We start from the raw sequence: 11,449 nt of genomic DNA, 5'->3' as shown, positions 1-11,449 counted from the left end.
GAACTGCGCGATGCGCAGTTCATCGACCAGGCCGAGTCAAGACCAGCTACGACCCCGCCCATCAAGACAGCCGCGCTGCCCTTTCGACGGGCAACGCGGTCCAACCGGCCCGTTGGAAGAACTGCGCATCGCGCAGTTCTTCCACCCCGAGTCCAGCGCTTGCGCTGGTCCGGGTCGAGGGGCGGATAGCCCCCGCGGGGTCCGGGGCAGAGCCCCGGCGCGGCGGTCAAGCTTGCATCTTCGGCCTTGCTCGCGGGCGTGGCAGGCGCGATCGTGGCGCGGACGCACGCCGCGAAACCGCGCCGACGACACTCCTCTTCCTGCTCATGACCTACTCCCGTATCGAAGGCGCCTCGTGAAAGACCCGCGGGTCGCCTGGGACGACGTTCACTTGTTCCTCGCCGTCGCTCGCGCGGGCACGCTGAGCGCCGCTGGCCCGCGGCTCGGCCTCACGCAGCCCACGGCGGGCCGCAGGCTCCGCGCGCTCGAAGAATCCGTCGGTGTCACGCTCTTCCAGCGCACGCCGCGCGGGTTTCGCCTCACTGAAGCGGGCGAGGCGATGTTCCGTCACGCCGAACGCATGGAGCACGAGGCTGTCGCCCTCGAGCGACGCCTCTTCGGCGAGACGCGCGAGGCGGGCGGCGTGCTCCGCATCTCCACGAGCGAGTGGTTCGCGCGGCACGTCCTCGGCCCGGTGCTCGCTGCGTTCACCCGCGATCACCCACGCGTGACGGTCGAGATCGTGGCCGAGTCACGCCTCCTCGACCTCGATCGGCAAGAGGCCGACCTCGTCTTCCGGTTCGTCGCGTTCGATCGCGCCGACATCGTGCAGCGCCGCCTCACGCAGATCCGTTATGGCCTCTACGCCTCGCAGAGCTACCTCGATGCGCGTGGTATGCCCGACGCGCACGGCGGCGACGGGCATGCGATCGTCACGATGGATCGCGCATTCGACGCGCTCGCCGACGTCGCCTGGCTCCGCGCGCGGTTCCCCGGCGCTCACGACACCGTGCGAAGCAACAGCCGCGACGTGCAGGCCGCTGCGTGCGTGCACGGCGCCGGCCTCGCCGTCTTGCCGAGGGTCATCGGAGACGTGCTCCCGCTCGTGCGCCTCGACGTCGGCGAAGATCCGCCGGGCCGTATCGTCTGGCTCGGCTACCATCGCGACCTCAAGAGCCTCGCTCGCCTTCGCGCCCTCGCCGACCACGTGCACGCCTCCGTGCCGAAGACGCTCTGATTTCAGAAGCCGACGAGCACGACCTTGCCCATCGCCTTGCCGCTCTCGATCTTGGCGTGAACCCTCCTCAGCGTCGCCGCGTCGATGTGGCCTTCGCGCTCGGTCAGCGTCGTGCGAAGGACGCCCGCGTCGACGAGCGCCGAGACCTCTTCGAGCAGGCGGTGTTGCTCGATCATGTCGTTCGTCTGGAAAATCGACCGCGTGAACATGAGCTCCCAGCCGACCATCACGCTCTTGCGCTTGAAGGGTACGATGTCGAAAGACTTCGGATCGTCGATCAGCGCCACGCGTCCTTGCGGGGCCACGGCCTTGGCCATCGCCTCGTGATGCTTGTCGCTTGCCGTGAGTCCCGCGACATGCTCCACGTTCGGAATTCCGAGTGCAGCCAATTCTGCATCGAGCGGCTGCGTGTGATCAATGACGTGATGGGCGCCCATGTCGAGGACCCATTTCCTCGTCTCGGGCCGTGAGGCCGTCGCGATGACCGTGAGCCCCGTGAGGCGCCGCGCGATCTGGATGAGGATCGAGCCCACCCCGCCCGCGCCGTTGATCACGAGGAGCGAGCCCGCCTGCGTCTTCTGGCCATACGGAACGCCGAGCCTGTCGAAGAGCAGCTCCCACGCGGTGATCGCGGTCAGCGGGAGCGCCGCGGCTTCGGCGAAGTCGAGGGTTTTCGGTTTATGGCCCACGAGCCGTTCGTCGACGAGGTGCTTTTCGGCATTCGTGCCGGGCCGGCCGATCGCGCCTGCATAAAAGACCTCGTCGCCCGGGCGGAACAGCGTCACGTCCGGCCCGACCGCTTCGACGATACCCGCCGCGTCCCAGCCGAGCACGCGCGGGCTCCCGTCCGTGGACTTGAAGCTCGCGCGAATCTTCACGTCGACGGGGTTCACCGAGACCGCCTGCACACGGACGAGCAAGTCGCGGCCGGCGGCTTTCGGCTCCGGGAGCTCGACATCGACGAGGGCATGATCCGCAGTGACGGGGAGAGGTTCGTAGGTGCCGACGGCCTTCATGGGGACGACTCCTTGGTTCGTGGAAGTGCGGTGAATCTTGGACATCTCGACCCGCCGCGCGAGGCGCGTGTACGCATGCCGGCCATGCGAAAGCGCATGGCGCGAAGCGCGTCGGGCCTTCAGGCCACCAGGCGTCGTGTTTCCCCCGAGAGGACCCGCGTCCTCCCGAGCCCGAGGCGATCCGCGGCCCGCGCGAGGAGGCCGGCATCCTGGACGGCGCAGGTGTTCACGTCGTTGTTGAAAAACGCAAACACGTCGGAGGGCTCGGGCCAAACCTCGGCGATACGTCGCGCCCATGCGCCGAGGGCGCGCGCGCCGTAGCAGGGCGCCGGGTCCGCGCTGCCTTCGTGGAACCGGACGTATCCGAAGTCCGCCGTGCGCCAGAGCGGCATCCGCAAACCTTTTCGGTCCCACACGCACAACGCGGCGTGGTGCCGGCCGAGCAGCGATTCGATCTCGGAGGCGAACCACGATTCGTCGCGAAACTCGACGGCCACGCGGGCGCTCTTCGGAAAGCATGCGAGCGCGGCGTCGAGCCTGCCCGCGTCGCGCTTCATGCCCGGCGGGAGCTGCACGAGCACGGGGCCGAGCTTCTCGCCGAGCGCGGAGGCACGCTCGAAGAAGCGCGCGATCGGCTCCTCGGGGTCGCGAAGGCGCCTGAGATGGGTGAAGAACCGGCTCATCTTCACGGCGAACACGAAGTCGGGCGGCGTCCGCTCGGCCCAGCCGCGAAAGACGTTCGCCTCGGGGAGGCGATAAAACGTATTGTTGACCTCGACCACCTGAAAACGCTCGGCGTAATGGTCGAGCCAGCGCGCGCTCGGCAGCACGGCCGGGTAAAACGTCCCCCGCCAGTGCGCGTACTGCCAGCCGCTCGTCCCGATGAACAGCGTCATGCGGCGCCCCGGGGCGATACGTGGGGCCGCGGGGCGCCGCGCCAAGCCCGCGATGACGCTGGCTTTGGGCATCGAGCTGGGGTACGAGGCCTCGTGATCAGCGATCTGATGCGCGCCGAAGCCTCCGTCTGGATGCTCGCGACGTACCGGCCTCCGCTCACGACCCTCGCGGAGCGCCTGGCCTCGGCGGACCCGGCCGCGTCGCTCGCGGCCGCAAAGGCGCTCGCTGAGCGCGTGAAAGAAGGGGACGACGACCCGAAAGCGCTCGCCACCTGCGTCCCTGCGAACCTGTTCACGCTGCCCCACGACACGCAGATGGCCGTCGCCGAGCTCGCCATCGCGGGCCTGCCGATCCCCATTCCGGAGCTCCCGACGAACCTTCCGCCGGAGCTCGCGTGCCGTTTTCGTTGCTCCGCACGGCTCGCGTCGCCCGAGCTCTTGCCGCTCGACGAGGTTTTCCCGCTGGATCTGCGCGCCGTGGCGGACGCGCCCGTCGAACGGGCCCTCACGTCGGGCCTCTTTCGCCGTATGGCGGCCCATGCGCGGCCTGCGATGCACGATCAAGCCATCACCCTCGCGCGCGCCGGCCTCTCGCGTGCGCTCCTCGCGTCGGCGGAAGCGGCGGAGGTGCTCCTCGATATCGCGCGCCGCTCGTCCGAGGCCGTGGCGTCCCGCGCGCTCGGACTCCTCGCCGAGCCCTGGGCGGTCGGTTTGCCCTGTCCGTCGCTCGCCGCATGGATGAAAGGGGAGGAGGTCGCGCTCGCGGCGCTGCGCCTCGCGGCCGCGCGCAGGGATGTCGCGTGGGTGCGGCGATTCGCGACGTGCGAGGACGTCGCTCGCAGCGTTCGGCGCGCGGCCCTCCTGGCGCTCGGCGCGCTCGGCGAGGTCGACGATGTGGAGGTGCTGCTCGCGCTGGCGGAGGAAGATCCGGCCGGCGTGGGCCCCGAGGCCATCGAGGCGCTCCGTGGCCTCAAGCGGCGCGGAATCTCGCCGGACGAAGACCAGGCGCGCCGCGCGATCGAGCTCGTGCTCCATTTCGAGGCGCTCTCGATCGAGGCGATCGCGGAGAGCACGAGCAGCCGCGCCGACGCGCTCGTGGGAGCGATCGACGAATGCATCACCCGGGGCGCGTCGAAGGCGAGATCCGTGCGATTGCTCGCCGTATTCGGTACACGGCGAACCATCACGCGCCTCGTCGAAATGGCGGCGCAATCCGCGGATCCGATCCTGTCGCGGTGCGCGATCCGCGAGCTCGGCCGGCTGGAGGAGCGCTCGGCAGAGGCCGTCCTCCTCGCCAGGCTCGACGCGGAGCCCGACGCGTGCCTGTTTGCCCTCGGTCGGCTCGGCGGGGCGGCCACCGCGCAGCGATTGCGAAAGCTCCTCGAGCAAGCGCCGCCGCCCTGGCTCTCCGCCGGGCTGCGTGTACTTTTTCGGCTGGATCCTTCCCCCGGCGTGCTCGCTCTGGCGGCCGAGCACGGCGCGATCTCCGCGGAGACGCTCGATGCCTTGCAGGCCCACGGGAGCGCCGAGCAAATCGACGTACTCGCTGCCATTGCACGAGCGCCCGGACATCCCTTCCGCGCCTCGGCGATCGGCGCGCTCGGTCGCACGGGCGGGCCGCTCGCGATCGATCCGCTCGCCGCGCTCTTGACGGACGGCGACGAAGAGATCCGCGAGCTCGCCCAAGCCGCGCTGCGCGCGCTGGGACAGCGCCTCGCCACGCCCGATCCGCCGCTCGCGTGCCTGGAAGAGGCGGCGGACCCAGGCGCGGCGCTCGTGGCGGAGGCCGCGCTGCGGAGGCTCGGCCTGCGGGCCGAATCCGCGGCCGAAACGACGCTCCTGCTCGACGCGGTGATCGGGTGCGACCATCCCCACCTCGTACGGGTGGTGCGTCCGCTTTTGCGCCGGGAAAACCCCGAGATACGCAAACGCTCCATCGCCTGCCTTTCGGCCGCGGGGCCGGCTTGCGCGGCCTGGCTCCTGCCGTATCTGAGCCAAGAATTGCCGCTCCCGGTCGCGCGTCAGGCCCTGCTCGCCCTCGGGCATGCGGCCGTGCCCGGTCTCGGCGGGGCGATTGCCGCGTGGTTGTCCCATCCGAACATGAACCTGAAAAAGGCGGCCGCCGAGATGCTCGCCCGGAGCCGCGATCCAGACGTGAGCCCGGCGCTCGTCGAGGTGCTCGCGGTTCAGGATCAGCCGGGTCTCCGGGAGCTCGCGGAGAAGGCGCTCCGGGAAATCGCGGGGCCTTTTTTTCGCTCGCTGCTCGTCGAGAAGCTCGCCGCCACGAAGGACCCCCGCAGCGAAGAGCTGCTCGCATCCATGATCGCGGGAGCGTTTTCGCCGGAGGAGCTCGCCGCGCTCGTCACGTCCCGGCCCGACCTCCCACGGATCCTCCTTCTGCACGCCTATGCCGCCCACGCGGAGCGCTGCGCCGATCTGGACGCCGAGCTGCGACGTCGTGGCGCGCGCGATCGCATTCCGCGCGAAACCGACGTCACGCCGGAGAGCCCGCTGCGCCAGCATCTCGCGCGTGCCGATGCGCAACGAATGTTCGCCGAGCTGCAAAGGCACATCCGCGAGGCGCCGTTCCTCCCGGAACCCTCGCCCGAGCTCGTCGCGAGCCTTCACGCGGCAGCCGAACGGGCGGGCTCGCTCGGCTCCCGGCTCGCCGTGCCCGAACAGCGCATCCTCTCGACGCTTTTGTCGCAGCTCGATCCCGCGACCCGTAACGACGCCATCGCGCTGCTCGCCACCACGACGGATCCCTTCGTATCGAGACGCGTGATCCCCTTCATCGATATCGACGGCGAGATCGATCCACGCCACGCGCCGCTGCTGCCTGCGGCCATCCGCCAGAGAGGTCCCGAGGCCGCGCGATCTCGGAGCGGCGATCCGCGCCCCGCCGTGCGGGCCGAGGCCGCGCTCGTGCTCCGGCTCGCAGGGGAGGGGATCCTTGCATTTACGCCCCCGAGCGAGCGGCCCGCATTGCTTCGCGCCTGGATCGACGGGGGACACGAAGATCATCTCGTCGCGGCGCTGGAGGGTCGGGATGCGCTTCCGCTCGCGGAGGTCGCGGCGCTCGTGGCCGAGCGCTCCGGGGCGACGGCAGCGTGGGCGCTCGCGCAGCGATGGGTGGACGAGCGTCCGGCGGAGCGAGCGCCGGCCCTCGTGGATATCGCGTTCCTGGGGGAGATTGCAGCCCAAGCGCTCCGAGAGCTCGCGCAAGGCGACACGCGCGGCGAGGTTCGTCTGCGCGCAATCACGGAGCTGTCCCGCAGGCGCCACGCAGACCCCGCATTCCTGCGGCCCCTGCTCGCGGACGCGCACCCCGGCGTCCGCGAGGCCGCGGCGGCGGCGCTGCTTCGCGCAGGCGATCGTGACGATCGGGCGTACGTGCTCGACGCATGGATCGCGGGATCGTTCCGCGGGTCGTTCGTGATGACGCTCGACGAACAGGACACGAAAGCCATTGCAAAGGCCGTCGCGGACGCGACGACCGAAGCCGCAGCGCTCCACCTCTTCGGTCCCGTGGCCTCCTTGCCCCTGGCATCTCGCATTCCGCTTCTGCTCGTTCTTCTTTCGTCCTCGCATCCCCGCGTGGCCGGGGCGGCCCGCGACGCATTACGCGCGCTCCCCACGGCGCACCTTCTGCCGCATGTCGAAGCCCGTCTCCGCGCCGGGGATCTTTCCGCGCTCGATATCGTCGGCGCCGTTGGTGCCGTCCCCAGGCTCCTCGCGGACCTCGCGCGCACGTCGGAAGACCCTGCGACGTGGATTCGCTTCTGCCTGCGCGCCGCGGGCGCCGGCGTCCTCTATGCGTCCGACCTCGGCCCCTCGATTGCGGCGTGGGCCGCTTCGGCCCCATCTCCCGCGGCGCTCTCGCTCCTCGCGCGCCTCGCCGATTGGTACGACGAACGCCACGCGCGAGCGCTCTGCCATGCCCTCGAGCCCGCGCTCTCCGGCGCGCATCGTGACGCCGTGCTCGGCGCCCTTCTCGATGCGCTGCGCGATCAACCCCCCGAGCTCGTCGCGCGGGTGCTCCCGGGCCTTGTGCGTCCCACCGATGCCGCGGCCCTGCAGCTCCTCGCCGAGGCCGAAGCTCGATCCCCCGGCCTCCTCGACCTCCTCGCCCCCACGCTGCGCGCCGCCGTGGAGCGCGCGCTCGACACCGCGCTCGATTCAGCCGATCCGGAGAATGCGCGCCGCCTCCTCACCTATTTCGCAGGCCGCGCCGAGCGCCCCTCCGACCGCGAGCGTATCCTCGCCTTGCTCGAGCGACACGTTCGATCCTCCTCGCGCCGCGTGAGCCTCCACGCCCACCGCCTGCTCCGCAGCCTGGCCCCGCGCGACCGTTATCTCCGCGCCACCCGCGCGCTGCTCGACGACCCCGATCCCACGACCGTCCGGCTCGCGATCCGCGTCCTCACATTCGGCGGCGACGTGGAGTCCACCGCGGAGATCGCGGATCGCCTGTTTCATACGAATGCCGGCGTGTCGCGGGCGGCACGGGCTGGGCTCCTCGTGCTCGGGGAGACGGCCGTGCCGCCGCTCTTGCGCGCCCGGAGTCGCCTGCGGCCCGATCGCCGCGCGGCGATCGACGCCGTGCTCGACGAGATCCGGAGCCGCCTCACCGCTGGAAAAACCGCGCGTTGATCTCCTTGTAATGCGCCCACGCCGGCGGAAGATCGTCCTCGTCGAAGATCGCCTCCACGGGGCATTCCCCTTCACAAGCCGCGCAGCAGATGCACGCTTCGGGGTCGATGTAGAGTTGCAACGCGCGCAGCTTCGTCGGGCGCTCCTCGGCCGGGATGAGCTCGATGTCCTCGGGCTTCATGGGCCCGTGAATGCAATCCACCGGGCAAACCTTCACGCACGCCGTGTCGCACGTCGCGACGCACGGCTCGGCAATCACATACGCCATGGTACGTCCTCCCGCCGGTCCGTGAGGGGCACCGGCGCTCCGCAGACCCAACGCAGGAGGCGTGCCCGCCCTGTCCCCGCATGATTTCCCGCGGATCGTCGGGCCTAGCGGCCAGGCCCCCAGCGTCGCCACCGAAATCCCAGTGCGAGAACACCGATATTTCGGTACACGTGGGCTAGATCGTCCCGATGGCCGCCGCGACCCCGCCTCCTGACCCGACCTTCGAGCTGCTCGCCGCGCTCGCGGAGGTCTCGGTCCACGCGCACACCCTGCCGACGATCGTGACCTCGGCGGCGGGCGCGCTCGCGGGCCACCTCCCGCTCCGCTGGTTCGAGCTCGGACGCTGCGATCCCGCCCTGTCCACGGCCGATGCCCTCTTCCAGCCGCCCGACGCCCGAGCGCCCGCGCGCGCGCACCGCTCCCTGCCGGGCTCCCTCGCGCACCAGGCCCTCGCCGACGGCGCGCCGCGCCTCGTCGACGTCCCTTCCGCGGGCTCGCTCGCCGAAGACCTCACCCGCGCCCGCGCGCACGGCGCCACCACGCTCGCGGCCTTGCCCCTCCACGCCGCCGAAGGCCCGGCGTACGCCCTCCTCGCCCTCGGCCCCCCGAACCCCGCGTCGCCGACCCTCGGGCCGCCCTTGCTGCGCGCCATCGGACGCGTGCTCTCGGTCGCGCTGCACCACGCGTCCGTCCTCACCCGCGTGGCCACGCTCTCGCGTCGCGCCCACGCCGACAGCCGCAAGCTGCGGGACGAGCTCCAGCGGGTCCTGCTCCCGCCGGACGTCATCGCCCGGAGCCCCGCGATGCAGACCCTCTTGCAGGAAGTCGTGCCCCTCATCGCCCGCCAGGACACGACCGTGCTGATCCGCGGCGAATCCGGCACCGGCAAGGAGGTCGTCGCGCGGAGGATTCACGCCCTCTCGCTGCGCGCGCATCGACCTTTTTTGAAGGTCAACTGCGGCGCATTGCCGGGCGAGCTCGTCGAGAGCACGCTCTTCGGCCACGAGCGCGGCGCCTTCACGGGCGCGACGCAGCGGCACGAGGGCCTCTTCGAGCGAGCGCACGGCGGCACGTTGCTCCTCGACGAGATCGGCGATCTGCCGCTCACCGCCCAGGTAAAACTCCTGCGCGTCCTGCAGGAAGGCGAAATCGAGCGGGTCGGCGGACAGACCCCCATGCGCGTCGACGTGCGGGTCCTCGCGGCGACCCATCGGAACCTGGAGGCCATGGTCGAAGGCGGGCATTTCCGGGCGGATCTTTATTATCGCCTCGACGTGTTTCCTCTCGTCGTTCCCCCGCTGCGCGAGCGCCCCGAGGACATCGAAGCCATGGTGCCGGTCATCCTGGACCGCCTCGCGCTCCGCATCGGCCGCGTCCCGCCCCGCGTGACGCCGGAGGCGCTCGGGCGGCTCCGCGCGCACGCGTGGCCGGGCAATGTGCGCGAGCTCGAGAATGTGCTGGAACGAGCGCTCTTGCTTTCGCCCGGCGAGACGCTGTCGCTCCCTGCGACGTTCGGCGCTGCGCGGCTCGGCCCCGCGGCCGCGCCGGAGCCCACGCACGTCGAGACGTACGAGGAGGCTTCTCGACGTTGCATCGCGGCGGCACTCTCGCAGAGCGGCGGCAAGGTGTACGGACCCGGCGGCGCGGCCAGGTTGCTCGGGCTCAAGCCGAGCACCCTGCAGAGCAAGATGAAGAAGCTCGGAATGTAGGCCTCACGAACCGCTGCACGCCTAATGCATCTCGTATTCGACCGACCGCCGCCCGAGCACCTGCCCGGCCCCGTCGACGACCTGCACCTGCCAGCGCAAGTGCACCGTCTCGTAAAGGGAGAGCAGCACGCCCCACACCGTGTGTTTTCGGACGACGCGCGGATCGGCCCGAACGCGGAACGATTGCGCTGTCGGGTCGTTCGCCCCGAGATCGACCGAGCCGCTGGCGAGGATCTCGTCGTCGGCGTCGACGAGGTCGGCCCAAACCTCCGCGGGCGCGCCCTGCTGGATCGCCTCGAGTCGAACCTGCACGAGGATGCTCAGGCCTCGTCCCAGGCTCACCTCGACGACGCTCGGGGCCTCCTCGTCCTGCGCGGTGCCCTCCGGCCACCGTGACCGCCTGGGATCCTTGCTCCGGCTGTGCGCCTGGGCCTTCGTCGCGAAGTACGTCTTCGGATCGCGCATGCTCATCCACCCGGCCCCGTCGGGCCTCGGAAGGACCGTCCAGCCCTGCGCTGGGTGCAGATCCCTCTCACACGTCTCCATGTGTTCAGAGGCCCGTTCGTTTAGAAAAATCGGGCGGGTGGTGCGAGAAAGGTGGGACAATGTGCGGGGAGGAGCCTCCTGGGCGCGCGGCCTGGCCCACCCTTTGCTCCCGCTCCCGTCCGAGGCGCTCGTCGCCCCCCAATCACAGGGAGGTTCTCATGGGTGAGGTCATTCGCAAGCGTGCCCCGGTCGAGGATATTTTCGGGGATACCCGCACGACGTACGAACGTGCCGTCGTGCGGGGCGGGATGTTTCAGGCGCTCGCCGAGCAACGGATCGGGCCCGTGCTCGCCGTGGTGAGCCACGTGGAGGCCCAGATCGAAGAGGCCGAGGCCAAGGCGGGGCCCGCCATCGCGGCAATGCAGGCGGAGAACGGCAAGGCCGACAAGCTGCTCGGCAAGGTGTCGGACGACATCTGGAACGCACTCGGGCGCCCGGCGGTGGATCCGCACCTGAGCCTGCTGTTCCCCGGGGGAATCGGGCTCTACACGGACGGGGACGTCGCCACGCAGCCGCGGCGAATGGAGCTCCTGGTCTCGCTGCTCCGGAGCCAGGTGCATCCGGGTCTGCCCGCGGACGTGCGGGAGGAGGCCGCGAACGCCGTCGAGGAAGCGGCGGCGCTCCTGCGGGCAAAGGTGGAGCCGGCCATCGCCGCGAAGACGCAGCTCGATATGCTCGAGCGGGTGAGGACCGCGCTCGGGCGGGCCGCGCAGATGGAGCTCGCGAATCTGAAGCGGCTCTACAAGGGTCACGGGCTGCGCGAGGTCGACATCCACGAGGTGATTCCCACGCGGAGCCGCGCGGCGAAGAAGAAGGGGGCGGAGCCGGCGGACTGAAGCCGCACTGAGCCGCACGCCCACCAGCCCTGAGCATGGTTTCATGCTGGGGCCGCCGCGCTGGGGCGTTGCCCCAGGCCCCACCAGGGGTTGTCCACCCCTGGACCCGGACCAGCGCAAGCGCTGGACCCGGGGTCGATGAACTGCGCGATGCGCAGTTCATCGAACAGGTCGGCTCGAGACCGGCCACGATCCTGCCAATCAAGACAGCCGCGCTGCCGTTTCGACGAGCAACGCCGTCCCACCGGCCGCTGGAAGAACCGCGCGATGCGCGGTTCTTCCACCCCG

General features: G+C 70.6%; 8 protein-coding genes. 4 read left to right on the top strand and 4 right to left on the bottom strand.

What is annotated here, in order from left to right; all coding sequences use genetic code 11:
- Window positions 1–355: 355 nt before the first annotated feature.
- Window positions 356–1,237, top strand: coding sequence for a LysR family transcriptional regulator (locus QHF83_RS51695; RefSeq protein ID WP_282425577.1), 882 nt, complete (start codon window positions 356–358; stop codon window positions 1,235–1,237).
- Window positions 1,238–1,239: 2 nt separating this feature from the next.
- Here the strand turns inward: QHF83_RS51695 and QHF83_RS51690 are convergent, their stop codons facing one another.
- Window positions 1,240–2,253, bottom strand: coding sequence for a zinc-binding alcohol dehydrogenase family protein (locus tag QHF83_RS51690; protein ID WP_282425576.1), 1,014 nt, complete (start codon window positions 2,251–2,253; stop codon window positions 1,240–1,242).
- 119 nt (window positions 2,254–2,372) lie between these two features.
- A complete protein-coding gene (locus tag QHF83_RS51685; RefSeq protein ID WP_282425575.1) occupies window positions 2,373–3,149 on the bottom strand; it encodes a DUF72 domain-containing protein in 777 nt (258 codons plus the stop codon).
- Between the two features lie 93 nt (window positions 3,150–3,242).
- On the opposite strand from QHF83_RS51685, the gene QHF83_RS51680 reads away from it, so the two are divergent.
- Window positions 3,243–7,802: a HEAT repeat domain-containing protein gene (locus QHF83_RS51680; protein WP_282425574.1), complete on the top strand. Its 4,560-nt coding sequence runs from the start codon at window positions 3,243–3,245 to the stop codon at window positions 7,800–7,802.
- Here QHF83_RS51680 and QHF83_RS51675 read toward each other — a convergent pair.
- Window positions 7,777–8,070 (bottom strand): ferredoxin, encoded by a 294-nt coding sequence (locus QHF83_RS51675; RefSeq protein WP_282425573.1) that lies wholly within the window; start codon window positions 8,068–8,070, stop codon window positions 7,777–7,779. The genes QHF83_RS51680 and QHF83_RS51675 overlap by 26 nt on opposite strands.
- Before the next feature lie 188 nt (window positions 8,071–8,258).
- Between QHF83_RS51675 and QHF83_RS51670 the strand changes: the two genes are divergently transcribed.
- Window positions 8,259–9,779 carry a sigma 54-interacting transcriptional regulator gene (locus QHF83_RS51670; protein WP_282425572.1) on the top strand — a complete coding sequence of 507 codons (1,521 nt, stop codon included), beginning with the start codon at window positions 8,259–8,261 and terminating at the stop codon, window positions 9,777–9,779.
- 21 nt (window positions 9,780–9,800) lie between these two features.
- On the opposite strand, the gene QHF83_RS51665 is transcribed toward QHF83_RS51670, so the two are convergent.
- Window positions 9,801–10,244 (bottom strand): hypothetical protein, encoded by a 444-nt coding sequence (locus tag QHF83_RS51665; protein WP_282425571.1) that lies wholly within the window; start codon window positions 10,242–10,244, stop codon window positions 9,801–9,803.
- A 239-nt stretch (window positions 10,245–10,483) separates the two neighbouring features.
- Between QHF83_RS51665 and QHF83_RS51660 the strand changes: the two genes are divergently transcribed.
- Entirely contained in the window at window positions 10,484–11,161 is a 678-nt protein-coding gene (locus QHF83_RS51660; RefSeq protein WP_282425570.1) for a hypothetical protein, read from the top strand.
- Window positions 11,162–11,449: the final 288 nt, after the last annotated feature.

This window comes from Polyangium sp. 15x6 (assembly GCF_029960785.1).
GTDB lineage: Bacteria > Myxococcota_A > Polyangia > Polyangiales > Polyangiaceae > Polyangium.
Note: the sequence above shows the minus strand (reverse complement) of the source record. Positions and strands in the feature narration are given on the sequence as shown.